The sequence below is a fragment of the Flavobacterium sp. genome, assembly GCF_031537875.1.
Taxonomy (GTDB): Bacteria; Bacteroidota; Bacteroidia; order Flavobacteriales; family Flavobacteriaceae; genus Flavobacterium.
Genome location: NZ_JAVKNB010000007.1, coordinates 69,939 through 96,322, shown reverse-complemented (window position 1 = coordinate 96,322; position 26,384 = coordinate 69,939). Strand labels below are relative to the sequence as shown.

Below are 26,384 nucleotides of genomic sequence, written 5' to 3'. Positions count from 1 at the left end.
AAGGATGCTAGTTGCTAGTTCAAAACTAACAACCAACAACCAACAACCAACAACTAATAATATGAAAGTAACAATAGACGGTCAGTCAATAGAAGTAGAACCAGGAACAACGATCCTGCAAGCCGCTCGTATGATAGGTGGAGATGTAGTTCCGCCAGCGATGTGCTATTATTCTAAACTAAAAGGAAGCGGTGGAAAATGCCGTTGTTGTTTAGTGGAAGTTTCTAAAGGAAGTGAAGCCGACCCAAGACCCATGCCAAAATTAATGGCGTCTTGTGTAACGGGATGTATGGACGGAATGGAAGTGAACTCTAAATCTTCGGAACGAGTTACTGAGGCTAGAAAATCAGTTACTGAATTCTTACTGATTAACCATCCTTTGGATTGCCCAGTATGTGATCAAGCGGGTGAATGTGATTTGCAGAACTTAAGTTTTGAACACGGAAAATCAGAAACACGTTATATTGAGGAAAAAAGAACTTTCGAACCAGAAGATATTGGTCCGAATATTCAATTGCACATGAACCGTTGTATTTTATGCCAACGTTGTGTTCAGGTTGCTGATCAATTAACAGATAACAGAGTACATGGTGTAATGGATCGTGGCGATCACGCTAACATTTCGACTTGTATTTCTAAAGCAATCGACAATGAATTCTCTGGAAATATGATTGATGTATGTCCAGTTGGTGCTTTGACTGACAAAACATTCCGATTCAAATCGAGAGTTTGGTTCAGCAAACCGTACAACGCACACAGAGATTGTGATAAATGTTGCGGAAAAACAACCGTTTGGATGTTTGGAGATGAAATCCAAAGAGTTACTGGAAGAAAAGACGAGTACCACGAAGTAGAAGAATTCATCTGTAACGGATGTCGTTTTGACCATAAAGAAGTAAGTGATTGGACTATCGAAGGCCCAAGAGCTTTTGAAAAAGATTCGGTTATCAATCAAAATAAATACAACCACAAATTAGAAAAAGTGGTCATCAATACCGAAGAGAAAATCCTTTTAGGTAGAGAAGAAGATCGTAAAAAAATCAGTATGGCTGAAATTCCATTGGATACCAACAACAAAAAATCATAAGAAATGGATAGTACGTTTATTATAGAAAAAAGTGTTGTTATTGTAGTAGTTTTTGCTGTAACCATGATTATGGCGATGTACTCTACTTGGGCAGAACGTAAAGTAGCTGCTTTTTTACAAGATCGTGTTGGTCCTAACCGTGCTGGTTTTGGAGGGTTATTACAACCGCTTGCGGATGGTTTGAAATTATTCTCAAAAGAAGAATTTGAACCGAATACACCCAACCGTTTTTTATTCTTCGTTGGGCCGGCCATTGCAATGAGTACGGCTTTAATGACGAGTGCTGTCATTCCTTGGGGAGATAAATTGCATTTGTTTGGGCGTGATATTTTATTACAAGCTACCGACTTAAATATTGGTTTGTTGTACTTCTTCGGAGTAGTTTCTGTTGGAGTATACGGAATTATGATTGGAGGTTGGGCATCGAATAATAAGTTCTCTTTGATGGGAGCGGTTCGTGCTGCTTCGCAAATGGTATCGTATGAAGTAGCCATGGGATTATCCATGATTGCTTTATTAATGATGACAGGGTCTTTAAGCTTACGCGAAATTTCGGCGCAACAAGCGGGAATGAACTGGAATGTATTTTATCAACCCGTTTCGTTTTTGATTTTCTTGATTTGTGCTTTTGCCGAAACAAATCGTACTCCTTTTGACTTGGCAGAATGTGAGAGTGAATTGATTGGGGGTTACCACACCGAATATTCTTCGATGAAGATGGGATTCTATTTGTTTGCTGAATACGCGAACATGTTTATCTCTTCTACCATTTTAGCCATTTTATTCTTTGGAGGATATAATTATCCAGGGATGAATTGGGTAGTTGAAAATGTAGGTGTAAACATTGGAAATATCATCGGAATTGGAGTGTTATTTATCAAAATATGTGGATTTATCTTTTTCTATATGTGGGTGCGTTGGACTATCCCAAGATTCAGATACGATCAATTGATGCATTTGGGATGGAGAATATTAATTCCGCTTTCCATTATTAATATTATGATTACAGGAATTGTAATTTTAAGAGCGGATATCGCTGCTTATTTAGGATTCTAAACTATATCAATTTTAGGGGTGCCAATTGAAAACACCTTAAGAAATAAAAAAATAAAAAATGTCAATAGAAACAATATCCTTATCGGGAAGAAAAAAAGTGGTCTCCAACAAAGAGATGACTTTTTTGGAAAAAATGTATCTTATCGCAATTGTCAAAGGATTGTTCATTACGATCAAGCACTTTTTTAAGAAAAAGGCAACGATTCATTATCCAGAGCAAGTGCGAGAAATGAGTCCGGTGTACCGTGGCCGTCACATGCTAAAACGTGACGAACAAGGCCGAGAAAATTGTACGGCTTGTGGACTTTGTGCCTTGTCTTGTCCAGCTGAAGCCATCACGATGAAGGCTGCAGAACGCAGACCAGACGAAAAACACTTGTACAGAGAAGAGAAATATGCTGAAATCTACGAAATCAACATGTTGCGTTGTATTTTCTGTGGATTGTGCGAAGAAGCTTGTCCGAAAGATGCTATTTATTTGACTATTTCGAAAGAATTAGTTCCTTCTAATTACGATAGAGAGGATTTCATTTTTGGAAAAGATAAATTGGTCATGCCTTTGGAAATGGCAATTCAAAATGCTCAACTTAAAAACGCGAACTAATGTCTATATTACTTATCCTTTTTTGCGTATTAGCCGCAATTACATTATCAACCGCATTTTTGACCGTTTTTAGTCGAAACCCTATTCACAGTGCTATTTACCTTGTGATTTGTTTCTTTTCTGTGGCGGGACATTATTTATTATTGAATGCACAATTTTTAGCGATTGTACATATTATTGTGTACTCAGGTGCTATCATGATTTTGTTCTTATTTACCATCATGTTGATGAATTTGAATAAAGAAAACGAAGTGCACAAACCAAGAATTACCCGTTTAGGAGCAATTGTTTCTTTCTGTTTGGTATGCTTGATTTTGATTGCGATTTTCATCAATTCAAAACCAATTGCTGGAGAATACATTGCTACTGGCGAAGATTATCAATCGATTCAAGTCTTGGGTAAAATCCTATTGAACGAATATATGGTTCCTTTCGAATTTGCATCTATCTTGCTATTAGTAGCGATGATTGGTACAGTTCTATTGTCTAAGAAAGAAAAATTAGAGAAATAAAATGAATAATATTTTAAATCAAATTGGTATAGAAAACTATATCTTCCTGAGTGTTATCCTTTTTTGTATTGGAATATTCGGAGTTTTATACAGACGCAATGCCATTATCGTTTTTATGTCCATCGAAATTATGTTGAATGCGGTGAACTTATTGTTTGTTGCTTTTTCAACCTATCACCAAGATGCACAAGGACAGGTTTTCGTGTTTTTCTCGATGGCTGTTGCTGCTGCAGAGGTTGCTGTTGGATTAGCCATTTTAGTATCGATATTTAAAAATTCAGGTTCGATTAGTATCGATACCCTAAAAAACTTAAAAGGATAAATGGAAATGAATACCAATATAGCTTTACTATTAGTCCTAGCTCCTTTTGCAGGATTTTTAATCAACATTTTCTTCGGGAAAAATCTAGGGAAAACCGTTTCTGGAATCATCGGAACACTTGCTGTAGCGATTTCTTTTGCTACTGCTATCTATTTCTTTAGTGCTTTGTCTGCTGAACCAAAAGGATTCAACATTACCCTTTTTGATTGGATTCATGTGAGTAATATTAAAATCGACTTTGGGTTTTTATTAGACCAATTGTCTGTTTTATGGTTGCTTTTCGTTACTGGAATTGGTTCGCTAATCCATTTATATTCGATTAGCTACATGCACGACGACGAGAACATGCACAAATTCTTTGCTTACCTCAACTTATTCGTTTTCTTCATGATTACGTTAGTAGTAGGTAGCAACTTGCTAGTTTTATTCATCGGTTGGGAAGGTGTAGGATTGTGTTCTTATCTATTAATTGGATTTTGGCACAAAAACCAAGACTACAACGATGCGGCTAAAAAAGCCTTCATCATGAACAGAATTGGAGATTTAGGATTGTTAATCGGAATCTTCATCTTAGGTCATTTGTTCTCTACATTAGATTATGCTACTTTAAAAACAGCTATTGCTGGCGCAACCAACCTTGATGGCTATTGGCTTTCAGCTGCTGCTTTGTGTTTATTTATTGGTGCGACAGGAAAATCAGCACAAATACCTTTATACACTTGGCTACCTGATGCGATGGCAGGACCTACACCAGTTTCGGCATTAATTCACGCAGCTACAATGGTAACAGCGGGTATTTTTATGATTACGCGTTTGAATTTCATCTTTGATTTAACGCCCGACGTTCAAAGTATTATTGCTGTAATTGGAGCTATAACTGCTCTAGTAGCCGCAACGATTGGATTGGTACAAAACGATATTAAAAAGGTCTTGGCCTACTCTACTGTTTCGCAATTAGGATTAATGTTTTTAGCATTAGGATTAGGTGCTTACGAAGTAGCTGTTTTCCACGTAATTACTCATGCGTTTTTCAAAGCGTGTTTGTTCTTGGGTTCAGGATCAGTTATTCACGCTTTGCATGGCGAACAAGACATGCGCAAGATGGGTGGACTGAAAAAAGTGATGCCAATTACGTTCATCACCATGTTAGTTTCTTCATTAGCGATTTCAGGGGTGCCAGTGTTTTCAGGATTTTTCTCAAAAGACGAAATTTTATTAACGGCTTTTCATCATAATATTCCGTTATGGGTAGTTGCTTCTGTAGCTTCCATTATGACGGCTTTTTATATGTTCCGTTTGATGTTCTTGACTTTCTATAATGATTTTAGAGGAACAGAAGAACAAAAACACCACTTACACGAAAGTCCTGCTTTAATTACTTTTCCTCTAATTGTTTTGGCTATTTTGGCAACTATAGGAGGATTGATTAGCTTACCAGGGAATTCTTGGTTAAATGAGTATTTGATTCCAATTTTACCAAAATTAGCTTCAGAAGAACACCATTTAGGCAACACAGAATACCTTTTAATGGCTATAGCTGTTGTTGGAGGTTTAGTAGGAATTGGCATTGCTTATTCAAAATACAACAAACAAAACACAGTTCCTGGAGACGATGCAAGCATCACAGGATTTGCAAAAGTATTGTATAACAAATACTACTTAGACGAAATTTACGATTTCTTGTTTGTTAAATCGATTAACGAATTGTCTAAATTCTTCAGAGATCAAGTAGAAACTGCTTTGTCTGCTGTAGTCTTTGGATTCGGTAAAATAACCAATGAAATTAGTTTACAAGGGAAGAAAGTACAAAACGGAAGTGTGGGATTATATCTTTTTGCTTTTGTTTTAGGTCTTTGCGCCATTATTTCCTTTTTATTTTTAGCTCAATAACTACTACTATGAACGTATCTCTTATATTAATTATCCTTTTAATTGGTGCTTTAGCAACCTATACTGTAGGTGATAAATTTGCATCCAAAGTAGCCTTACTTTTTGGACTCGTTTCCTTGGGCGCTTCGATTGTATTATTGAACCACTATAATTTGGGCGAAAATATTGGATTCATTTCACAATGGATTTCAAAACCGAATATCTCTTTTGCATTACAAGCTGATGGATTGGCTTTGGCAATGCTGTTGTTGACTACCGCTTTGACACCAATAATTATCTTTTCAACTTTTGGTAACGAACCAAAAAATGCGAAAACATTCTATGCTTTGATTTTATTCATGGCATTTGCTATGGCGGGAACTTTCTTAGCGGCAGACGGGTTGTTGTATTACATCTTCTGGGAATTGTCATTATTGCCAATTTATTTCATTGCTCTAGTTTGGGGGAATGGCGATGCCGAAGAACGTAAAAAAGCAGTAGTAAAATTCTTTATCTACACATTAGCTGGTTCGTTGTTCATGCTAGTAGGTTTTGCCTATTTGTACCAAAAAGCAGGAAGCTTATTGATTGAAGATTTATACCAATTGAACTTAAGTGGAACAGAGCAAGTTTGGTTGTTTGTTGGGTTTTTCTTGGCGTATGCCATTAAAATTCCGATCATTCCTTTTCATACTTGGCAAGCCAATGTGTACCAAAAAGCCCCAACTGTTGGAACCATGCTTTTATCAGGTATTATGTTGAAAATGGGATTGTACAGTGTCATTCGTTGGCAACTGCCTATCGTTCCATTAGCTGCCAAAGGTCATGTAACTATCATGTTAATCTTAGGTATTGCGGGAGTAATTTATGGATCCATTGTTGCTTTAAGACAAAAAGACTTGAAAAAATTATTGGCGTATTCTTCCTTGGCACACGTGGGATTGATTGCTGCAGGTGCTTACACTTTAACTGCTGATGGTATTAGTGGTGCAGTATTACAAATGATAGCACACGGATTTGTAGTAGTAGGTTTGTTCTTTATTGCTGAAATCATTTACAGAAGATACGAAACCAGAGTCATTGCTGATATGGGCGGCATTCGTTCTCAAGCACCAAAATTTGCTTCGCTATTTTTAATCTTGGTACTAGCATCTGTTGCTTTACCAACTACTTTTAACTTCGTTGGAGAATTTACCGTTTTATACAGTTTATCACAAGTGAATATTTGGTATGCCGTATTTGGCGGTACCACCATCATTTTAGGTGCTTACTACATGCTAAAAATGTTTCAATCAGTTATGTTAGGCGAAACCAATGCAAAACTATTTGCTGATGTTACGGTTAATGAAGGTATTGTTTTGGTAATCATAATTGCAGTATTGTTCTTTTTTGGATTGTATCCAAAACCAATCGTAGAATTGATTGCGCCAAGCATCGAAGGAATTTTAAACCAAATTAATAGAATCAAATAAGTCCACCACAAAATGAATACATTAATAGCTATAATAGGATTAGGTGTTTTATGCCTTTTATTTGAAATTTTTAATTTAAGAAAAGCCATTGTGCCTATCACCATTATTGGATTATTGGCCGTATTGGGATTGAATATCTCTGAATTTGGTTCTACTCAAAGTTACTATGGTAATATGATTGTAGTGAGTAAATTCTCAACTGCTTTCTCATCTTTATTCATAGTCTTGACTATTTTCTTAGTGGCATTGGGACATAATTTTTATGAAAATCATCAAAACAAAATCTCCGATTACATTGCCATCAAAGTGTTTTTGTTATCTGGAGCGGTTGCTATGGTTTCTTTTGGCAACTTAGCCATGTTCTTCTTAGGCATCGAAGTATTGTCTATTTCTTTATATGTTTTAGCAGCAAGCGACCGTTTACTTTTAAAAAGTAACGAAGCCGGAATGAAGTATTTCTTGATGGGATCTTTTGCCTCTGGGATTTTACTTTTCGGAATTTGTTTGGTCTACGGAGCAATGGGAAGTTTTGATGTAACTGAAATTAGCGAATTATCACAATCAGCAGAATTGCCAGTTTGGTTCCCAATTGGAATTGCCTTATTAACTGTGGGAATGTTCTTCAAAATCGCAGCGGTTCCTTTTCATTTTTGGGCACCAGATGTGTATGAAGGTTCTCCAGCTTTAACAACGGCATTGATGAGTACGTTAGCGAAAGTAGTAGCCATGGCTACCTTATACAAACTATTGTCTGTGATGAACGCTGATATCTCTGATGCCTATAAAATGGTAATCGTTGCCGTTTCTATGGCTTCTATGACCGTAGGAAACATCATGGCATTGAAACAAACCAATGTAAAACGTATGTTAGCCTTTTCAGGAATCTCACATGCTGGTTTTATGTTGATGACTTTATTGAGTTTGTCGACTTCAGCAAGTAGCTTGTTATATTACACTACAGCCTATGCTTTAGCGGGAATTGCTGCTTTTAGCGTGATTTTATACGTTTGTAAAAACAAACATAACGAAGACATTACCAACTTCCACGGACTAGGAAAAACGCATCCCTTTTTAGCAGCTGTATTAACGGCTTCTTTGCTTTCTATGGCCGGAATTCCAATTTTCGCAGGATTCTTTGCGAAATTAGTTTTGTTTACTCAGACTATCGAAAATGGCTTTATAGCTTTAGTGATTGTTGCGGTAATCAATTCGATTATTAGTGTAGGTTACTATTTCAAATTGATCTTGGCTATGTATACCAAAGAATCTAACGAAGAACGTACTGGAAAACCTTTCTTACTTTATGCCGTAGCGTTTACTGCTATTGCTTTGAATATCATCATTGGTTTGTTCCCTTCTTTGGTATTGGACTTATTAGGATAAAATATTTTACTATTATAATGAACAACCCGTCAAGAGTAATTTTGATGGGTTTTTTATTTTGCCACGAAGTCGCTAAGGCACAAAGTTATTGCTGGGAGAAACTATGATGCAAACTAACTACCGATTCGCAGAGTAATAGAAATTTGAAGTCATTTTTAAAATTGATATTTGAATTGATTATCAGCAAAATAGTTATTATGAAAATACTGGAATCTATATTTTCTTTTGATTTTGTATAAAAAACAAACAATTTATTATTACTTTTCCTACTTGCAATTTTTATCCCCAAAAAATGAAACCAAAACAGATACCATTTTTAGTTATTGCTATACTATTTTCGTTTGCTAGTTATACACAAACCTGGAACTTCAATGACCGTGTAATATTGTTTATTGAAGCAAAATCACAAAAATCGATTGTATTTGTAAACGACTCACTATTCTATAAAAATGGAAAACGTTTTCAATTAAAAACAACCGAATTTCCAGGAAAAATAAGTGAATATCTAGCCTTTTCCATAGCTAAAAAAACGTATTTAGTTCACTCAGGTTGCGGACCCGTTTTAGAATTTAGAAATGATTCTTTAGTTAGAATAGATAATTCGTATCTACACAATAGCCAGTTTGGCACTACACCGTTTGTTTACAACAACCAGATTCATTATTTTGGAGGGTATGGGCTTTTTACCTATAAAAATATCATTACTCGTTTTGACTTTAAAAGTGGTGAATGGAATCAAGAGCAAACCTATGGAGAAGAATTTCCTGAACCTAGATGTTGTGAAGTGTTTAGTTTTAGAAAAAAGAACAGTTTGTATTTATTTGGCGGAATCGCCAATGACCCAAAAAATATAAGAGAGGTTCATGATGTAAAACCACTATTTTGGAAATTAGATTTAGCTACAATGACTTGGAAAAATATCGGCTCTTACAACAATAAACTGATTACCTCTAATTACAATTCCATCCAGATTAAAGACAAATTATATCTATTTAATGAAATTCTTCTAGAGGTAGATTTTGAACAAAATAGTGTAAAAAAGTACGACTATACAAATCATATAGTTCCAAAAAAAATGTTGGCAAAAAATGACACCATTTATGGCATATTTGAAAATAACAAACGAAAAATTTATTTTTCAAAAAAGACAATTCAAGATATAAAAGGCAAATATTTAGGTAGCGAACCCTTTATTACATCATATGAAGGATTGATTGATAAAAAATATATTGTGTGGTGCGCATTCTTTCTTATCTTAAGTATTATAATTATAGTTTACACTAAAAAAAGATTCCAGAGAAATTTTGACATTGCCATTGTATACAATTCAAAAACAAACGAATTTGAATTCAAACAAAAGAAAATAACTTCTTTTGAAGATAATGAAAAGAAAGTCCTTTACTTTTTGTTAGAACATCCGAATGAATTTGTTTCGTTGAATCAACTAAACGAACTCTTTGAAAACTCTAAACAAACAGAATCGGTAACTACTATTATTAAAAGACGGGAATTAACAGTTAATAGCTTGATTGCAAAAGTGGCACTAATAACTGAAATTCCAGAATCTAATTTACTGTTAGAACGTAAAAATGCAGAAGACAAACGCTTAAAGGATGTGATGTTATTACCTAATTTACTTAAACAAATCTAAGCACAACAAACCGTTTTTTTAATTAAATCCCTACCAAAACTTCACATACAATGCAAAAATAGTTAAGACTAATAAAACAATTAAGATGGTAGTTTGTGGTTTCATTTTGAACATGGCTTTATCTAGTTCAAACGCTTTTTCGTTTATTTTAGGCCCAGCCAGACTCACTCCAATCATTAGGATCATGGTGAAAATAAACGACAAGCCCATACAAATCAAAAATGGAATTTCGTAACTGCCTTTACCGTTAGGGTAAGCCGTGTATAACCAAGTATCGTTACCAAACCATGCTGGTGCCAACTCATTAAACACCACTGACAAAACAAAACCAGCTAAAACTCCTACTACTGCTGCTGCTCCTGTAGTGCGTTTCCAAAACATTCCTAAAATAAACATAGCAAACACACCCGGGCTAATAAAACCCGTATATTTTTGAATATAGGTAAATCCACCTACTCCACCAATCCCTAAAGTATCATTCCAAGTAAAAAGTACCGCTAAGAACATCGCAGCAAAAACGGCATATTTTCCAATATTCACTTGACTGGAATCCGAAGCTGTTTTTTGAATGTATTTTTTATGAATGTCTAAGGTATAAATGGTAGAAATACTATTGACTTTTCCTGCTAAAGAAGCTACAATCGCTGCAGTTAATGCCGCTACTGAAAGTCCTTTTAACCCTGTAGGTAAGAAGGTCAATATTGCTGAATAGGCACCGTCTTTTCCTCCTACTAATTGTGGTAAATGACCACTTTCGTGTAAAACATAAGCAGCTATTCCAGGCAAAATCACTATTAAAGGCATGAACAACTTAATAAATCCGGCAAATAGAATTCCAGAACGAGCAGTATCCAAATCGGCACCCAAAGCGCGCTGGGTAATGTATTGGTTACATCCCCAATAATTTAGATTAATTATCCAAATTCCTGCCAAATACGCCATCAATCCCGGAATGGTTAAATACTTATTGATTTCCTCTTGTGAGGAAGTAGCGGTTGGCTCAGGCATAATCATTTTAAAATGCTCAGGCGCTTGTTCCATCAAAACTTGAAAACCGGCAATAGCATCTTGTCCAAAACCAAAATAATGACTCACCGTAGTTAATGCAATATACGAAGTCACTAAACCACCAATAATTAAAACTGCTACCTGAATCACATCGGTATAGGCCACCACTTTCATGCCGCCGAGCGAAATTAACAAAGCAAAAAATGCCAAGCCAATCATAATTACATGTAAGTATTGACCGCCCGCCAAACCGTTAATGGCAACTGCACCTAAATATAAAATGGAAGTCAGGTTCACAAAAACATACAAAAACAACCAAAACACCGCCATAATCAAAGCAGTCGATTCATTGTATCGCGTCTTTAAAAACTGTGGCATGGTATAAATCTTATTTTTCAAATAGACTGGTATGAACCAAATCGCAACAATAAGCAACGTAATGGCTGCAATCCATTCGTAAGCCGCTACTGCAATACCTAAAAAGAAGCCTTCTCCACTCATGCCGATGAATTGTTCGGCAGAAATATTTGAAGCAATTAAAGAAGCGCCAATAGCCCACCAGGTGAGTTTACCTTCAGCTAAAAAGTATGCTTTCGCGTCATTTTCATTTTTTTCGCGTTTGCGGTAAATGGTGTATCCATAAATTGAAACTACTAAAAAGTAGATAATAAATACAATATAATCGGTTAATTCAAGGCTGTTTTGGTTCATAATAGTTATAGGTTAAATAGCGGTAATAAATATAGTGGTTTTTGGTTTAAAGTTCGTTAGATTGTATTCTTTTTAGTTCGTAAATCCAATATTGTATGTCGGAAATCATCTCAACTTATAATGCACATTGGATTGTTCCCTCAGCATCGCGGCGCTTTTTTCTGGTATGATGTCACGTTGCGATTCGCCCATCATTTCGTACCCCACCATGAATTTTTTTACTGTTGCCGAGCGCAACAATGGCGGATAAAAATGCATGTGAAAATGCCATTCTGGATGTTCTATACCATCAGTGGGTGCTTGATGAATCCCAGATGAATACGGAAACGAGGTTTCGAATAGATTGTCGTATTTCGTAGTCATTTGTTTTAAAATTAGAGCAAAATGACTCACTTCCTCAGCAGTAAAATCCGTGATTTTAGCAATAGCACGTTTACTTACAATCATCGTTTCGAATGGCCAAATCGCCCAAAACGGCACCAAAGCTACAAAATGATCGTTTTCAATCACAATGCGTTCCTCTTGGCGCAACTCTTCCTGAATATAATCGTGCAAAAGAGTGCGTTGATGCTGGTCGAAATACGCTTTTAAATTGTTTTGGGTTTTCTCGACCTGTGTAGGCAATGACGATTGCGCCCAAATTTGCCCGTGTGGGTGCGGGTTGCTACAGCCCATTACACTTCCTTTATTTTCAAAAATCTGAACATGATTGATGTAGTCTATTTTTCCTAAATTGGTATATTCTATTTGCCAAGTCTGGATGATATTTTCAATCGCCTCAGCTGACATTTCTGGTAACGTTTCATTATGATTGGGCGAAAAGCAAACTACTCTTGAAATGCCTCTTTCGGGTTGTGCTTTAAAAAAAGTAGCTTCCTGATTGGCTTCAAAAAGAATTTCATCTTGCTTTAAAGCGGCAAAATCGTTATCAAAAACAAAAGCTTCCTGGTAATCTGGATTGTGCATTCCATTAGCACGAACATTGCCCGGACACAAATAACAACTTGGGTCGTATTGTGGTAGAGCCGTTGTAGCCAATTTTTCGTTTTGACCTTGCCAAGGGCGTTTAGAACGATGAGGGGATACTAAAACCCATTCGTTAATTAATGGATTATACCTTCTGTGCGGATCTTCGTTTATGTCAAATTTTCTCATTATGATGGGTGGTAAAGTGAGGTTCCATTACTAATAGTTACCTCGTATATTTTTAATTCGATGCCAAAAGTTTCTTGGTACAATTGAGCTAACTTCGTTTTAATAGCTTCTTCTTGTCCTTTTTTAATTAAGTTGATGGTGCAACCGCCAAAACCGCCACCCATGACGCGCGAACCCACTACGGCAGGTTCTTTTTTAAGGGTATCAACAATCATGTCTAATTCGGCACAACTCACTTCATACTCTTTAGAAAGTCCTTCATGCGTTTCAAATAGCAACTGCCCCAAAGTCTCAATATCGCCTCTATCTAAAGCTTCACAAGCTAAAGTAACTCGTTTAATTTCTTTAATAACATAGTGACTTCGTTTGAAAACATCCTCAGTCATTGTATCTTTAATGCTTAGCAGTTGAACTTCTGTAGCCTCTCTAAAACTTTTTACTTCTGGAAAATGAGAAGATAAAATAGCCAATCCTTGTTCGCATTCTTCTCGACGTTGATTGTAAGCCGAACTGAAAAGCGAATGCTTAACATTACTATCAAACAACACTAAAGAATAATCACTAAAATCAGCCTTATGGTATTCGTATTCCAAGGTACGACAATCAATTTTAATTACTTGATTGGTTTTTCCCATCACACTCGAAAATTGGTCCATAATGCCGCAGTTAATTCCTACCCAATGCTCGGCGCTTTGTCCCATTAAAGCAATATCAACAGGTTTTATATCAAGATGAAATAATTCGTTCAAACCAAATAAAAAGCCACATTCTAAAGCTGCCGAAGAAGACAAACCTGAACCTACGGGAATGGAACTGCTAAAGACACAGTTGAAATTACCAATGACTAATCCTTTATTTTGTAGTTGTTGTAGTATCCCTCTGAAATAATTCGTCCAAATCGTATCTGAAAGTTTGGAATCGGCCGTTACGTCAATTGTAACGCTTTCGCCCAAATCAATCGCAACAATTGTTGAGGTTGTTGAATTGGTTTTCTCAAAAGCAAAACAAATCACTTTATCAATGGCAGCGGGCAATACATAGCCGTCATTATAATCAATATGTTCTCCAATAATGTTAATTCGACCAGGAGAAAGCACTATTTTTTGTGGGGTGTTCCCAAAAGTCTTTTCGAAAAAAGCCTTTGTAGATTGTATTAATTGAGTATTCATCTTAGGGTGTTAGAGTAAGTGTATTTGTTGTTGCCAATTTTATCGTAATAAATTATATATTCAATAGGTATAATTTAATATCATATATTACTTAAAAGCGTCTAATGCTGGAGAGGGTTTACCATCCGATTGCCAAGCGCTTAACGAATAGCCGCTCCAGCTTTTCTCTCCTTGTGGTTCCCAATACATTACTCCTAACCCTCTGTTATTAGGTACATTTTTTACCGCTTGAATGGTGGCGCGTAACATGTCAAAGGTATTTTGCACTTTGTCATACTCACCTCCCACTTCAACTACCATCACATCTTTGTTATAGCGAATTACCATATCGTTCAAATTAGCGGCTAAATCGCCAATTGTTTCTTTATAATCTTTCTTAATCCAATACGGGTAATAAGACAGTCCAATTATATCGTATTTGACATTTTGATCAGTCGCGGCATCAAAAAACCATCTGAATTTCGCACCATTGTTTCCTTCATCTACATGAACTACCACTTTAATTTTAGAATCGACAGCTTTGACTGCATCGTAACCACTATTTAAGAATTGCGCCAACTGACTCCAATTATTGGTACTGCCCTCAGGCCATAACATTCCTCCAGGAATCTCATTTCCCACCTGAACCCATTCAGGAGTAACTCCTGCCGTTTTCAAAGCAGTTAACACTTCAAATGTATGATTATAGACATCTTGCTTCAATTGAGCTACGGAATGATTGGCCCAAGCCAAAGGTTTGTTTTGTTTGGCAGGATCAGCCCACGAATCGCTATAATGAAAATTAATCATGATACGCATCCCCATTTTTTGAGCGCGAACTGCCATAGCCACAGTTTCTTCTTTGCTGCAATGCCCATCAATTTTGTGATTAGAAGGATTTACCCAAACGCGCAAACGAACTGAATTAATTCCTCTGTCTTTTAGCAACTGTAAACCATCTTTTGGCGTACCGTCTTGATCCAAAAATCGATACCCAGTAGCTTCCATTTGGGGTAGCCAACCTATATCAGCGCCTTTTACAAAAACATTAGCCCTGTTTTTTGATTGTGAAATTCCCATAACACAAGTCAACAAGATTATTATATTTAAGAAATTCGTTACTAAACGTCTCATATTAAAAAGATTGAAATTGGTAAATAGTTTTTTGAAAATAGATTTCTCCTTGCTTTAATACAGCACTAGGAAAATGAGTATGATTAGGTGCGTCAGGGAAATTTTGGGTTTCAAAACAGACACCACTTTGCGAATGGTAAGACGTCCCTTCTTTGCCAATTATCTGATTAAAACAATTTCCTCCTACATATACATGAACTGCTGGTTGATTTGTAAAAACCAACATCCTTAAATTATTTTTTTTACTTAATAGTGATGCTACCTGCACTTCTTTTACATCCAAAGCAAATGTAGTATCAATAGATTCTGGGCAAGATTTTGAATTTCTAAAATCAAAGCTGGAATTGGCTGTAGGTAGAAGTTTGCCTGTTGGAATCATATCTTCAGTCTCAAGAAATTGAGAAGCATTGATTTGTAGGTCTTGGTCCAAAACACTGGCATATTGCCCATCCAAATTAAAATAACTATGATGGGTTAAATTCACTACCGTGTCTTTGGTGGACAAGCCTTTATACTCTATAACCAATTCATTTTCTTCGGTAAGTAAATACGTGACTTCTACTTGTAATTCTCCCGGAAAACTTTCTTCTCCATCTACACTAATATAACTCAACGTTATCGAAGGATTAGTCCCTGTAGTCAATTGTTTTAGCTGCCAAACCTTCTGACTAAAGCCTTCTACTCCGCCATGTAAAGTATTTCCATTATTGTTTGGCTGTAACGAAATTTCTGTTCCATTCAACTCAAATCGAGCTTGAGCAATACGACCAGCATAGCGACCTATAGTTGTACCAAAATAAGGAGCGCTTGGCAAAGAATACGAATTCACATAATCATTCAAATTGTCAAATCCCAAAACAACGTCTATAACTTCTCCATTTTTCAATGTTTTTTTTAAGGCAACTAATGTCGCACCATAATCCATTACATTCAGAATCATTCCTTTGGAATTCGAAATTTCATATGCATGAATTTCTTGTCCATTTGGCAAAACCCCAAATAATGAAGTACAAGATGCAGATGTAACCAGTGGTTTTGATTTCATAACAATCCCATTTTAGAAGATAGTGATTTCAAAAATAGGAGGTATTTTATAAAAAACATACCAGTACCTACCAGTTTTTAGTATCTTGCAAAAAAAATAAGCATGAACTTGATTAGCATTAAGAACAATATTGGAATTCCAAAATACAAACAAATTGTGCTATCTATTGAAAAGGCCATTGAAGGAGCACTACTTCGTAAAGACGAGAAATTGCCTTCCATAAACAAAGTATGCCTCGCCCACTCATTATCGAGAGACACTGTCCTACAAGCCTATGATGAATTAAAAAAAAGAGGTGTAATCTACGCTATATTAGGCAAAGGGTATTTCGTAAAAAGCACCGAAATAAAACCCAAAGAACGGCTGTTTTTACTCTTTGACGAGTTGAATATTTTTAAAGAAGATCTCTACAACTCCTTCTTAAACGCAATGGGTACAGAAGCTGAAGTGGATATTTATTTTCATCATTTTAATGTTTCTCTTTTCCGAAAATTAATTCAAGAAAGTAAAGGAAATTACACCAAATACATCCTCATGCCAACTAATTTATCTGGAATAACCCCTATAATAAAAACCCTACCAGTACAGGAGGTGTTTATATTAGACCAAACTAATCCTGAGCTTAAAAACTACCCTGCCATTTATCAAAACTTTGTTAAAGATATGTATGAAGGCTTGTTAAAAGGAAAGTCACAGCTCGCCAAATACACTAAATTAATCTTATTATTTCCTGGTTTTAGAGAGCCTATCGGTATGAAAATAGGGTTTGAAAAATTTTGTAATGAGTTCCGTTTTAATTACGAAATAATTGCTGAATTCACCCATGAAAAAATAGAGCTAGGAAGCGTTTATATCATACCCAGCGACCGAGATTTAGTTCAAGTTATCGAACAAGCCAAACGACAACAATTGGAATTAGGCAATGACTATGGAATCATTTCTTATAATGAAACCCCTCTCAAAAAATTAGTTGAAAAGGGTATCACAACAATCTCTACCGACTTTGAAGCAATGGGAAAAACACTTGCTGAAATGATTTTGAAAAACAAAAAAATACAAATTGAAAATCCGAGTCAATTGCTTTTACGGAATTCTTTATAAACTTAAGAATCAAAAATGTAGAAAATTTTCAACAAACTAACTCATTTAAAATACAATTTATTGTAAGTTTGACTACTTTAGTTCCTACTCCAAAAACATAACATTCAATGGACAAAAAACCAGACAATATCGTATATTCTGAAGAGCAAGGATACAACGCCAGCCTACTTCCGTATGCTACGAATGTGGGAGCACCTGTCATTAAATCAGATGATCTTGTAGCTTGGAAAACTCGTGGCATTCACAATGTCAACAAAGCATTTGAAAATAAGTTTGCCGAATTGAAATTGGAATACCAAAAATTAATGGAAGAATACCATTGGAATGAATTAGTGTACAATGCTAAGTTCTCATTTGAACCCGTAATTGGCGAAACGTATCACATGTATTTAGGAGATGATGGAATAGAATTCTTATCATTAATTGGCCCTAACGAATGGAACAAAGAGTTTATCGGTTCGTTTAAACTCAATAGCGATAAAAAATGGATTGTTGTTGAAATCAAAAACAGCGACCTCTTTTAAATGGCTAACCACAATTTTCGAAACTCCATTTTTTTGTCATAATCGGCTGCTTGTTTCTCAATATTGAAGTAGCGATGTCCTCTTGGATCATTGCCAACTCCAGCCAAGTACGCCCAATTACCCCAATTGTTACACACATCATAATCAATTAGTTGTTGTTCAAAATACGCAGCTCCAATTCGCCAATCCATGTTGAGTTCGTTGCAAAAATAACTGGCGACGTTTTGCCTGCCGCGATTACTCATAAATCCTGTGAGCTGCAATTCCAGCATATTGGCATTGATAAAATCCGATGGAGTTTCACCATTAATCCATTGATTAAGCAATTTTTCGTTCAAGGATTTCGAATTCACTTTTTCCGTTTTTATACCTTCATACAAGAAAAATTTCGTTTGGTATTTTTTAAACATGAATCTAAAAAAGTCCCTCCAAAGCAATTCGAAAATTAACCAATAGGTAGAATCATTGGCTCCAAATTGTGCTTCATATTGCTTCACTTCGGCATGAATATACCTTGGCGAAATACATCCCAAAGCCAACCAAGCTGAAAATTTAGACGAATAATCAGCGCGTATCATTCCGTTGCGGGTCTCTTTGTAAGTAGACAAACACTGCGTATCATAAAAATAATGTTGTAATCGTTGAATCGCTTCCGTCTCGCCACCTTTAAATTGAAGTACCGCACGAGAATCCATATTGATTTTTGTCAAACCTAATACTTCTAAAGTTGGTAATTCCAAAGGAGAAATTTCAGGCGAATTGATTTTCGTGGGGGCATCAAATGGTTTTCGTATTTCGGAATCTTTTTCTGTTTTTTTTCTAAAATTGGTAAATACATCCGGAATGTCTTTGATAGAAAAAGGCAAATCTTCAGCATGGTACAAAGTGCTGGTGCTGAACGTTTCCAATTCACATCGCAATTTGAATAATTCACTTTGTACTTTTTTCTCGGTTTGTTTTTCTTCAAAAGCCACTTCGCGCTTGGCAAATACTTTTTGTACTTTGTATTCTTGTACCAATTTAGGTATTTCTATTTCGGGCTTGCCCTTTACAATTAGCAATCCCGAACCCAATGCTCTTAGACTAGCATCCAAATCGTGAAGTGATTCCAATAAAAATTGCGCTCTAAAACTACCAGTTTTCTTGAATCCATATGACGTGGTTTCAAAATGAGATTCATCAAAACAATAAACGGGAATCACTTTTTCGCTTTGTGCAATGGCTTTTAAAAGTGTTTCGTTATCTTGAATTCGTAAGTCGGTTTTAAACCAAACTAGTGCATTCTTCACCATACTTGTGTTTTTTTCGTCACTGATACATATTTATTTAACCATTTTGGAATAAAGGTTATCAAGATATTTTAAATACTTTTCTAATTACTATTAACTATTCACTTCGAAGACCTACATTTATCACTACAATATTTTACTTCGTCCCAAACTTTTTCCCATTTTTTGCGCCAAGTGAATGGTTTTTGGCAAACCAAACAGATTTTAGTTGGTAGGCTTTGTTTTTTTACTCCTCGCATTTTTAGGTTTATTGGGGTTACTCACGTGTTTTTGTAAAATTCGTTTTCCTTCTATTTTTACTTCGTCTTTTTTTCGAAAACTCCACACAATATCGCTTGCATACTTCCGAGTTTCTTCAATATTTATAATAGGTGCTGGATAATCTTTTCCGATACTACAATTGTAAAATTGTTGTTCCATTTCGTTCATTTTCCAAGGTTCGTGAAGCAAATGAATGGGTACTTCTGCTAATTCGGGTAGCCATTGTTTGATAAAAATGCCTTCTGAATCGTGTTCTTCGGAGTTTTTTATCGGGTTGTAAATTCGTATCGTATTAATTCCGGTTGTACCGGATTGCATCTGAATTTGAGGATAATGAATTCCGGGTTCGTAATCTAAAAATTGCCTTGCCAGAAAATGCAATTCGCGCCAATCTTGCCATAGATTAAACGTGAAAAACGACACCACCATCGCACGCATTCTAAAATTGATATAACCAGTTGCAACTAAACATCGCATGCAGGCATCCACAATTGGCACACCCGTTTTTCCTTCTTGCCAAGCTTTGATATAGGTTTCGTTTTTGGGTTTCACCAAAGAATTATAGGCTTTGTTCACATTCTCAAATTCCATAGAACATTCGTCTTCGAATTTTTGCATGAAATGGCAATGCCAATGCAAACGCGAAACAAAATTGAGAATGGCGCGTTTGTTTTTGGATGATTCGTAATGCTGATTGGTATACTGATAGACCATTCGCATACTGATATTTCCGTAGGCCAAATAGGGAGACAATCGACTACAGCCTTTTCTACTCAAAGCCGGTTTTGAAATGTGTTTGCTGTAATTGACATAGCGCTCTTTGACAAAGCTATCCAAATAACGCCAAGCCCAATATTCCCCACCGCGTTGAAAGTTGGAATTGGGAGTAGTAATTTCAATGGGTAAATCGACTCCTTTTATTTTCTCATAAAAATCAGAATCTAATTCTATAGTTTTTAAATCAGATTCTTTTATCATTTTAGGAGTGTCACGCATGACTTGTTCCCATCGTTTGTCCCAATCTTGTCTCGATTTTAATTTTCGAATGACGCCGTGCATTTGAAATTCTTTCCAAATGATGTCATTGGATTTGAAATATGCTTTCATTTCCAAATCGCGGTCATAGGTCAATTTGTTCCCTATTTCTTGATGGGAGAAAACGGTTTTGACGTCAAATTTTTGAATTAATTCTGAGAAAACAGTTTTCACTTCGTTGTGAAAGAAATATATTTTGGAATTGAAAGGTTGTAGTTTATTATTCAAATCTTGAATGGATTCATATATAAAGCGCCAATGACGCACATCTGAATCATCGTAGTCCATCACTGACGGTTCGAAAACATAAATCAACAGTAGCGGTAAATCGGATTGATACGCATGAAATAGTGCCTCGTTATCTACTATACGCAGGTCGCGTTTGAACCAAACAATATGTACGGGATGTTTTTTCAAGTCTATTGAATAGTATTTTGTTTAATTATTTAATTAAAACAATAAACAAATATACTGTTTTTAGCCTCACAAAAAAATAAAAAGTGAATATGAATTGAGAAGTTAGCAAAACAAAAAAGCCTCTTCTTTCGAAGAGGCTTTTGTACCCGGAGCCGGAGTCGAACCGGCACGGTTTCCCACAGGTGTTTGAGACCAGCGCGTCTACCAATTCCGCCATCCGGGCTTAGCAGACATAAAATAACAACAGTTATTTTAACGCAATAAAAGAGGAGATTGTAATAAATCAACCATCGATTCCTTTAACACGGTGCAAATGTAAAAAATAAAATTAAAAACGCTAAAAAAAATACTTAATTTTTTCCTTTCAGAGTTGAATAAATTTTCTAAATTTGCAGCTCGTTAAAACACAACACACTAACTAACTACGTTCGAGGCGAATACAATTAATAAGCTGTAACACAGTAAAACGATTCGAAGCGCAGCGGAATAAAACAACAGATTATCAATGTCACACCAAGAACCAGAAGCTAAAATTTTTGCCTGTTCACAAAGTGTATATCTCGCCGAGCAGATAGCAGCAGCTTACGGAGTCCCTCTAGGAAAAGTAATTACTTCTACCTATAGCGACGGGGAATTTCAGCCTTCTTATGAAGAGTCTATTCGAGGATTGCGTGTTTTTATCGTATGTTCTACGTTCCCAAGTGCTGATAATTTGATGGAATTGTTATTAATGATTGATGCGGCTAAACGCGCATCAGCTCGACATATTACTGCTGTTATTCCTTACTTCGGTTGGGCAAGACAAGACAGAAAAGACAAACCAAGAGTGCCAATTGGAGCTAAATTAGTAGCTAATCTATTGGATGCTGCTGGAGCAACAAGAGTAATGACTATGGATTTGCATGCAGATCAAATCCAAGGGTTCTTTGAGAAACCAGTAGATCACCTTTTTGCTTCTACTATCTTTTTACCGTATGTAAAAAGCTTAGGTTTGGACAATTTAACCATTGCATCTCCTGATATGGGAGGTTCAAAAAGAGCTTACGCCTACTCTAAATTTTTAGAATCTGATGTAGTCGTTTGTTACAAACAAAGAAAAGTAGCCAATGTAATTGACACAATGGAGTTGATTGGAGAGGTGAAAGGTAAAAATGTAATTCTAGTAGACGACATGATCGATACTGGTGGTACATTGGCAAAAGCCGCCGATTTAATGATTGAAAAAGGAGCATTGAGCGTAAGAGCTATTTGTACTCACCCAATCTTATCTGGTGATGCCTACGAAAAAATAGAAAACTCAAAATTAAGTGAGTTAATAGTTACCGATTCTATTCCGTTGAAGAAAAAATCGAACAAGATTAGAGTGTTGAGTTGTGCGCCTCTTTTCGCTGAAGTAATGCACATGGTGCACCACAACAATTCCATTAGTGGAAAGTTTATTATGTAATATTTTTAATAACTATATTTTTTTACAATGAAATCGATTACAATTAAAGGATCAGAAAGAGAAAGCGTGGGCAAAGTTGCTACTAAAGCCTTACGTAATGCTGGAGCGATTCCTTGCGTATTATACGGAGGAGATCAACCAGTACATTTTTCAGCAGAAGAAAAAGCATTCAAAACATTGGTTTACACTCCAAACGCGCACACAGTTGTGATCGAATTGGGTAACGGAAAATCATATAATGCAATTCTTCAAGACATTCAAGTTCACCCTGTAAGTGACAAAATTTTACACATTGACTTCTTCCAATTATTTGACAACAAAGAAATTACTATGGAAGTTCCTGTGAAAATTGTTGGTACATCTAAAGGTGTTCTTGCAGGAGGTGTTCTTCGTTTGAACACTCGTAAATTAAAAGTGAAAGCTTTACCTTCAAATCTTCCTGATTTTGTTGAAGCTGACATCACTCCACTTGAAATGGGTAACAAGTTGTATGTTACGAAATTAGTTTCTGACAAATACAAATTAATGCACCCAGACAACACTGTGGTTTGTCAAGTAAGAATTTCTCGTGCGGCTATGAAAGCGGCTCAAGAAGCTGCAAAAGCTGCAAAAGCACCTGCAAAAGGAAAGAAAAAATAATCTTTTTTCAATCATACGAAAAGCATCAGTTCTACAACTGGTGCTTTTTTTTTGGAATCTATTTTTCATTCAAAGCTTCTAGCCTTTTGAAGGCTGGAAGCTTTATTATTAAAAATTAAGTTTATTTTTGCAGTATGATACGATGGATAACCCAATTATTTGCATCAAAAAAAACAGCAAGTGATACTGATACTGTCAAACCGGAGGTTCACGAACACCAAAAAAACAATATGAAAAGCGTAAGTAATAAATTTTTAATTGTAGGATTAGGTAATATTGGAGCCGAATATGTCAATACACGTCACAATATTGGATTTAAAGTGTTGGATTTTTTAGCCAAAAAAGAAAGCCTATCTTTTGAAACGGTAAAACTTGGGACTCTTGCTGAATACAAATTCAAAGGGCGTACTTTTTTCTTGTTAAAGCCTAATACCTATATGAATTTGAGCGGTAAAGCCGTAAAATACTGGATGGATAAGGAAAATATTCCTTTGGAAAACATCCTAGTCATTACTGACGACTTGAATTTGTCTTTTGGCACCATTCGCATCAAACCTAAAGGTAGTGATGGTGGTCATAACGGATTGAAAAACATCAATTTGATTTTGAACACTCAAAATTATACGCGTTTCCGTTTTGGAATTAGTGACCAATTCAAAAAAGGACAACAAGTTGATTATGTACTTGGCGATTGGGACGAAGAAGAAAAAACAAAACTTCCTGAACGACTAGAACTCGCCTCAGAAATTATCAAATCATTTGGAACAGCTGGATTAGAAAATACCATGACCTCATTTAACGGTAAATAAATCACTATTTATTCTATCACTATTTTTTGCACAGTGCGTTTGTAACCATCAATTACTGTTAATAAATAAACCCCTGCCTGAACCGCACCCATTTGAATAGATTCGTTAAATATTGGCGCGCTTGGAAATTCTCTTGCGTATATATTTTTTCCGGTCAAGTCGTGAATCAAAATCGTAACTCCTGAAGTTAACAAGCTTGAAAAAATCACATTAAACTCTCCCTTACTAGGATTAGGATATATCATAACATGACTTAAATCAATTGAAAATGTATCTATTGGGGTATACGACTTAGTGCAAATAGTTATCGAGGCAGAATTTAATGTACCCACATCTCCTATAAATTGATCTCTAATTCGTAAAGTCCAAATTCCAGCAGGATTAAAATCATTAAATAAATCCAATGAATCATATGGAGCAATGGTTTGAAAGGTTGATTTTCCACAAGAAATAGCACCTCCTAAATCATCATAATTCAACGCTAAACTCCCATTTGTATCCGCGCAAGTTTCTTCTAATAACTTCACTGTTTTACCCTGTGGGTTAACAATTTCTAGTTGAACATCCGACATATATTCATGAGATATATTCACCGCTACATTCACATCCGAAACCGTAACTGATGTATCTGGTACCGTTATTGTTTTAGCGGTATATGAAGATGATTCGGGTATTGGAAAAGGCGTTGGAAAATTATAAGTGGTACAAGTGGATTGTGACATATAACCAATAGCAAATGGCTCTTGATTAATTGCATAATAAATATTTCCTATTGGTTCAATTAATAGTCTGCAATTTTTTCCCGAAGCATTCTTAGGAACTATAATAAGTTCTGAACCATCATTTGGAGTATTTGACTTTAAATTTATAGGAAAAGTCAAGCCACCATCCACAGACAACTTAATATTTATATGAGTTGAACCCGGTAAACTTGTAGTATTATTTACTGCCCAAGTAATGGTTTGAAAACTCAGTGGCGCCCAAGAAATATCTGATGTGTTTTGCGAAGTTATTGCAAAAGGTCCTTTGGTAGCATCGACCGAAACTGTCATAGCGTCTGTATTGGTTTGTGCTAAACCAATTGTAGCATTATCTCTAGTGGTACAAGTGAAATGTAATACTCGAGACACATCTGAAACCGATTCCCAGGTTGAACTCAACCTATTTGCCAATACTTTCTTAAGAGATGGCATATAGCGTATGGGAGAAATTGTAGGAGGGAATGATCTAAAAATTGGACCGCCCGTTTTAGTAGCAAAGGCAACACTAGTAGCCCCTATTTCACTAATAGCAGAATCATTTTGCTCCCAACAATAACTCAACACATTCCCGTTAGGATCTGAACCAGAACCTTTTAATACAAAAGCAGTTCCTTTAGGAATAATGTAATCTGCCCCAGCGTTTACAACTGGAGTTTGATTGGATAAAATAGTTATTGTTGGACAGGATTTTGTTGCCAAATTATTTTGTATTTGCGCAATACTCACATAGGCAAAATAATCATCCGAATGGCTCTGCACATTATAATCGGTAACTCCTGCATACGCCATAATGGTAGACCCTCCTCCTGGCTCAACATTGACTCCAGTACCTTCGGATTCATGCGAAAAGGTATGATTAGCTCCCAATTGATGGCCCATTTCGTGTGCTACAAAATCAATATCGAAAGTATCTCCTTCAGGCTTACCATCGGCAGGAGAAGTATAACCACTCCCTTTCGCAAAATCATTTGATGAAGTTGGATTTCGACAAACACAACCGATACATCCTGCATTTCCACCTCCTCCAGAAGCTCCAAATAAATGGCCAACATCATAATTAGCATTCCCTATTTTAGCCGTTAAATCATGTTGTAATTCCAAATTCCAAGCGCCGTTAGCTCCACTATTTGCAGGAGAATATGGGTCGGTGGCTGCGTTAGTATAAATCAAAATGGTGTTGTTAGCAATCAAATTCAAATGCAAAGCTAAATCTCTATTGAATATCCCATTCACTCTAGTTAAAGTGGCATTCATAGCAGCCAAAGCCTGAGGCACTCCCCCAAAATAAGTCGTATATTCCGCTGTACAAGCTAATGCTAAACGCAATGTTTTGTAAACCCCATTGTTAGCCGAAGTACTACTTGATTTACTCAATAATTGCTGACTTAATGCTACGTCTTTAGTGGAACAGCTTAAAGGCAAATCTTCTTTATTTCGACTATTAGAATCAAACAATTCATATACGGACTGATTCCCTGAAAATCGTTCGATGAACTCCGTTGCACTGTCAGAACGGAATACCATCGTTTGAATTCCCTTTGGCGACAAGCTAAAATAAACAGTGGCATTTTTATCTGTCAAACCCACCCCAGTATACGATCGAATGTCTGGAAATTGAGCTTGTAAATCTGGTTCAAAGTTAGAGAACTCTCGAACCTTAAATGTTTCCAAATCACCTGCAGTATTTGGAATTTCAATTTGGATTTCAATAGGAGAGACAGCGTTTTGAAGCGGAGCTAAGGATTGTTTTAGAGACACCTCATCCAACTCATACAATAGTGCGTTTTTTTCTTTTATTCTAGTGCTTTCAGTGTAAGCAATTTTGCTTTGAGGGATTCTCTTCCACGGAGATACATTTTGGGCTTGTATCAGCGAAAAAGAAAAGATAAGGAGTAAGAATCGAAAATATCTTTTCATAGATTTGGTGTCTTTGGAATTCCAAAA

At 36.0% G+C, this 26,384-nt stretch carries 23 protein-coding genes and 1 tRNA gene; 14 read left to right on the top strand and 10 right to left on the bottom strand.

Features of this window, described 5'->3' with window-relative positions:
• Positions 1 to 61 precede the first annotated feature (61 nt).
• The 9 genes from RMR09_RS03485 to RMR09_RS03445 all read left to right on the top strand — a co-directional run bounded on the left by RMR09_RS03485 (position 62) and on the right by RMR09_RS03445 (position 9,956).
• Positions 62 to 1,087, top strand: coding sequence for a 2Fe-2S iron-sulfur cluster-binding protein (locus tag RMR09_RS03485; protein ID WP_310594431.1), 1,026 nt, complete (start codon positions 62 to 64; stop codon positions 1,085 to 1,087).
• Between the two features lie 3 nt (positions 1,088 to 1,090).
• The gene (gene nuoH, locus RMR09_RS03480; RefSeq protein ID WP_310594430.1) at positions 1,091 to 2,143 is read left to right on the top strand and encodes an NADH-quinone oxidoreductase subunit NuoH; all 1,053 of its coding nucleotides are present in this window, start codon (positions 1,091 to 1,093) and stop codon (positions 2,141 to 2,143) included.
• 58 nt (positions 2,144 to 2,201) lie between these two features.
• Entirely contained in the window at positions 2,202 to 2,747 is a 546-nt protein-coding gene (locus tag RMR09_RS03475; protein WP_310594429.1) for an NADH-quinone oxidoreductase subunit I, read from the top strand.
• A complete protein-coding gene (locus RMR09_RS03470; RefSeq protein ID WP_310594428.1) occupies positions 2,747 to 3,259 on the top strand; it encodes an NADH-quinone oxidoreductase subunit J in 513 nt (170 codons plus the stop codon). The genes RMR09_RS03475 and RMR09_RS03470 overlap by 1 nt, the downstream gene beginning before the upstream one ends.
• 1 nt (position 3,260) lies before the next feature.
• Entirely contained in the window at positions 3,261 to 3,581 is a 321-nt protein-coding gene (gene nuoK, locus RMR09_RS03465; protein ID WP_229318145.1) for an NADH-quinone oxidoreductase subunit NuoK, read from the top strand.
• A gap of 6 nt (positions 3,582 to 3,587) precedes the next feature.
• Positions 3,588 to 5,471 carry an NADH-quinone oxidoreductase subunit L gene (nuoL, locus tag RMR09_RS03460; RefSeq protein WP_310594427.1) on the top strand — a complete coding sequence of 628 codons (1,884 nt, stop codon included), beginning with the start codon at positions 3,588 to 3,590 and terminating at the stop codon, positions 5,469 to 5,471.
• Between the two features lie 8 nt (positions 5,472 to 5,479).
• Positions 5,480 to 6,922 (top strand): NADH-quinone oxidoreductase subunit M, encoded by a 1,443-nt coding sequence (locus RMR09_RS03455; protein ID WP_310594426.1) that lies wholly within the window; start codon positions 5,480 to 5,482, stop codon positions 6,920 to 6,922.
• A 12-nt stretch (positions 6,923 to 6,934) separates the two neighbouring features.
• Entirely contained in the window at positions 6,935 to 8,305 is a 1,371-nt protein-coding gene (locus RMR09_RS03450) for an NADH-quinone oxidoreductase subunit N (protein WP_310594425.1), read from the top strand.
• A gap of 292 nt (positions 8,306 to 8,597) precedes the next feature.
• Entirely contained in the window at positions 8,598 to 9,956 is a 1,359-nt protein-coding gene (locus tag RMR09_RS03445) for a kelch repeat-containing protein (protein ID WP_310594424.1), read from the top strand.
• Between the two features lie 30 nt (positions 9,957 to 9,986).
• On the opposite strand, the gene RMR09_RS03440 is transcribed toward RMR09_RS03445, so the two are convergent.
• From RMR09_RS03440 to RMR09_RS03420, 5 genes are all read right to left on the bottom strand, one after another.
• Complete coding sequence (locus RMR09_RS03440; protein ID WP_310594423.1) at positions 9,987 to 11,675, bottom strand: sodium/sugar symporter; 1,689 nt, start codon at positions 11,673 to 11,675, stop codon at positions 9,987 to 9,989.
• A gap of 105 nt (positions 11,676 to 11,780) precedes the next feature.
• Positions 11,781 to 12,830 carry a UDP-glucose--hexose-1-phosphate uridylyltransferase gene (locus RMR09_RS03435; protein ID WP_310594422.1) on the bottom strand — a complete coding sequence of 350 codons (1,050 nt, stop codon included), beginning with the start codon at positions 12,828 to 12,830 and terminating at the stop codon, positions 11,781 to 11,783.
• Positions 12,830 to 13,999, bottom strand: a complete 1,170-nt coding sequence (galK, locus tag RMR09_RS03430; RefSeq protein WP_310594421.1) for a galactokinase — start codon at positions 13,997 to 13,999, stop codon at positions 12,830 to 12,832. Before galK ends, RMR09_RS03435 begins: the two co-directional genes overlap by 1 nt.
• Before the next feature lie 87 nt (positions 14,000 to 14,086).
• The gene (locus RMR09_RS03425; RefSeq protein WP_310594420.1) at positions 14,087 to 15,112 is read right to left on the bottom strand and encodes a glycosyl hydrolase 53 family protein; all 1,026 of its coding nucleotides are present in this window, start codon (positions 15,110 to 15,112) and stop codon (positions 14,087 to 14,089) included.
• Position 15,113: 1 nt separating this feature from the next.
• A complete protein-coding gene (locus RMR09_RS03420) occupies positions 15,114 to 16,157 on the bottom strand; it encodes an aldose epimerase family protein (RefSeq protein WP_310594419.1) in 1,044 nt (347 codons plus the stop codon).
• A gap of 102 nt (positions 16,158 to 16,259) precedes the next feature.
• On the opposite strand from RMR09_RS03420, the gene RMR09_RS03415 reads away from it, so the two are divergent.
• Positions 16,260 to 17,258 carry a substrate-binding domain-containing protein gene (locus RMR09_RS03415; protein ID WP_310594418.1) on the top strand — a complete coding sequence of 333 codons (999 nt, stop codon included), beginning with the start codon at positions 16,260 to 16,262 and terminating at the stop codon, positions 17,256 to 17,258.
• 107 nt (positions 17,259 to 17,365) lie between these two features.
• A complete protein-coding gene (locus tag RMR09_RS03410) occupies positions 17,366 to 17,782 on the top strand; it encodes a DUF2452 domain-containing protein (RefSeq protein WP_310594417.1) in 417 nt (138 codons plus the stop codon).
• On the opposite strand, the gene RMR09_RS03405 is transcribed toward RMR09_RS03410, so the two are convergent.
• The 4 genes from RMR09_RS03405 to RMR09_RS03390 form a co-directional block, all read right to left on the bottom strand.
• On the bottom strand, positions 17,779 to 19,074 hold the full coding sequence (locus tag RMR09_RS03405) for a DASH family cryptochrome (protein WP_310594416.1): 1,296 nt from the start codon (positions 19,072 to 19,074) through the stop codon (positions 17,779 to 17,781). The genes RMR09_RS03410 and RMR09_RS03405 overlap by 4 nt on opposite strands.
• A 98-nt stretch (positions 19,075 to 19,172) precedes the next feature.
• Positions 19,173 to 19,310 (bottom strand): DUF2256 domain-containing protein, encoded by a 138-nt coding sequence (locus RMR09_RS03400; protein WP_310594415.1) that lies wholly within the window; start codon positions 19,308 to 19,310, stop codon positions 19,173 to 19,175.
• Complete coding sequence (locus RMR09_RS03395) at positions 19,276 to 20,784, bottom strand: deoxyribodipyrimidine photo-lyase (protein WP_310594414.1); 1,509 nt, start codon at positions 20,782 to 20,784, stop codon at positions 19,276 to 19,278. Before RMR09_RS03395 ends, RMR09_RS03400 begins: the two co-directional genes overlap by 35 nt.
• A gap of 143 nt (positions 20,785 to 20,927) precedes the next feature.
• Positions 20,928 to 21,007 (bottom strand) — tRNA-Leu (locus RMR09_RS03390).
• Positions 21,008 to 21,289: 282 nt separating this feature from the next.
• On the opposite strand from RMR09_RS03390, the gene RMR09_RS03385 reads away from it, so the two are divergent.
• From RMR09_RS03385 to pth, 3 genes are all read left to right on the top strand, one after another.
• Complete coding sequence (locus RMR09_RS03385; RefSeq protein WP_310594413.1) at positions 21,290 to 22,231, top strand: ribose-phosphate pyrophosphokinase; 942 nt, start codon at positions 21,290 to 21,292, stop codon at positions 22,229 to 22,231.
• Positions 22,232 to 22,258: 27 nt separating this feature from the next.
• The gene (locus tag RMR09_RS03380) at positions 22,259 to 22,870 is read left to right on the top strand and encodes a 50S ribosomal protein L25/general stress protein Ctc (RefSeq protein WP_310594412.1); all 612 of its coding nucleotides are present in this window, start codon (positions 22,259 to 22,261) and stop codon (positions 22,868 to 22,870) included.
• A 134-nt stretch (positions 22,871 to 23,004) separates the two neighbouring features.
• Entirely contained in the window at positions 23,005 to 23,679 is a 675-nt protein-coding gene (gene pth / locus RMR09_RS03375) for an aminoacyl-tRNA hydrolase (protein ID WP_310594411.1), read from the top strand.
• Positions 23,680 to 23,687: 8 nt separating this feature from the next.
• Here the strand turns inward: pth and RMR09_RS03370 are convergent, their stop codons facing one another.
• Positions 23,688 to 26,357 (bottom strand): reprolysin-like metallopeptidase, encoded by a 2,670-nt coding sequence (locus RMR09_RS03370; protein WP_310594410.1) that lies wholly within the window; start codon positions 26,355 to 26,357, stop codon positions 23,688 to 23,690.
• Between the last annotated feature and the right edge of the window lie 27 nt (positions 26,358 to 26,384).

Excerpts from the sequence above, each read along its gene's own strand:
- RMR09_RS03440 (WP_310594423.1), bottom strand. The coding sequence starts at position 11,675 with ATGAACCAAAACAGCCTTGAATTAACCGATTATATTGTATTTATTATC.
- pth (WP_310594411.1), top strand. The coding sequence starts at position 23,005 with ATGATACGATGGATAACCCAATTATTTGCATCAAAAAAAACAGCAAGT.
- RMR09_RS03455 (WP_310594426.1), top strand. The coding sequence starts at position 5,480 with ATGAACGTATCTCTTATATTAATTATCCTTTTAATTGGTGCTTTAGCA.
- RMR09_RS03435 (WP_310594422.1), bottom strand. The coding sequence starts at position 12,830 with ATGAGAAAATTTGACATAAACGAAGATCCGCACAGAAGGTATAATCCA.
- RMR09_RS03385 (WP_310594413.1), top strand. The coding sequence starts at position 21,290 with ATGTCACACCAAGAACCAGAAGCTAAAATTTTTGCCTGTTCACAAAGT.
- RMR09_RS03420 (WP_310594419.1), bottom strand. The coding sequence starts at position 16,157 with ATGAAATCAAAACCACTGGTTACATCTGCATCTTGTACTTCATTATTT.
- RMR09_RS03400 (WP_310594415.1), bottom strand. The coding sequence starts at position 19,310 with ATGCGAGGAGTAAAAAAACAAAGCCTACCAACTAAAATCTGTTTGGTT.
- RMR09_RS03405 (WP_310594416.1), bottom strand. The coding sequence starts at position 19,074 with ATGGTGAAGAATGCACTAGTTTGGTTTAAAACCGACTTACGAATTCAA.
- nuoK (WP_229318145.1), top strand. The coding sequence starts at position 3,261 with ATGAATAATATTTTAAATCAAATTGGTATAGAAAACTATATCTTCCTG.
- nuoH (WP_310594430.1), top strand. The coding sequence starts at position 1,091 with ATGGATAGTACGTTTATTATAGAAAAAAGTGTTGTTATTGTAGTAGTT.
- RMR09_RS03410 (WP_310594417.1), top strand. The coding sequence starts at position 17,366 with ATGGACAAAAAACCAGACAATATCGTATATTCTGAAGAGCAAGGATAC.
- RMR09_RS03475 (WP_310594429.1), top strand. The coding sequence starts at position 2,202 with ATGTCAATAGAAACAATATCCTTATCGGGAAGAAAAAAAGTGGTCTCC.
- RMR09_RS03425 (WP_310594420.1), bottom strand. The coding sequence starts at position 15,112 with ATGAGACGTTTAGTAACGAATTTCTTAAATATAATAATCTTGTTGACT.
- RMR09_RS03370 (WP_310594410.1), bottom strand. The coding sequence starts at position 26,357 with ATGAAAAGATATTTTCGATTCTTACTCCTTATCTTTTCTTTTTCGCTG.
- RMR09_RS03415 (WP_310594418.1), top strand. The coding sequence starts at position 16,260 with ATGAACTTGATTAGCATTAAGAACAATATTGGAATTCCAAAATACAAA.
- RMR09_RS03380 (WP_310594412.1), top strand. The coding sequence starts at position 22,259 with ATGAAATCGATTACAATTAAAGGATCAGAAAGAGAAAGCGTGGGCAAA.
- RMR09_RS03485 (WP_310594431.1), top strand. The coding sequence starts at position 62 with ATGAAAGTAACAATAGACGGTCAGTCAATAGAAGTAGAACCAGGAACA.
- RMR09_RS03450 (WP_310594425.1), top strand. The coding sequence starts at position 6,935 with ATGAATACATTAATAGCTATAATAGGATTAGGTGTTTTATGCCTTTTA.
- RMR09_RS03445 (WP_310594424.1), top strand. The coding sequence starts at position 8,598 with ATGAAACCAAAACAGATACCATTTTTAGTTATTGCTATACTATTTTCG.
- nuoL (WP_310594427.1), top strand. The coding sequence starts at position 3,588 with ATGAATACCAATATAGCTTTACTATTAGTCCTAGCTCCTTTTGCAGGA.
- RMR09_RS03470 (WP_310594428.1), top strand. The coding sequence starts at position 2,747 with ATGTCTATATTACTTATCCTTTTTTGCGTATTAGCCGCAATTACATTA.
- galK (WP_310594421.1), bottom strand. The coding sequence starts at position 13,999 with ATGAATACTCAATTAATACAATCTACAAAGGCTTTTTTCGAAAAGACT.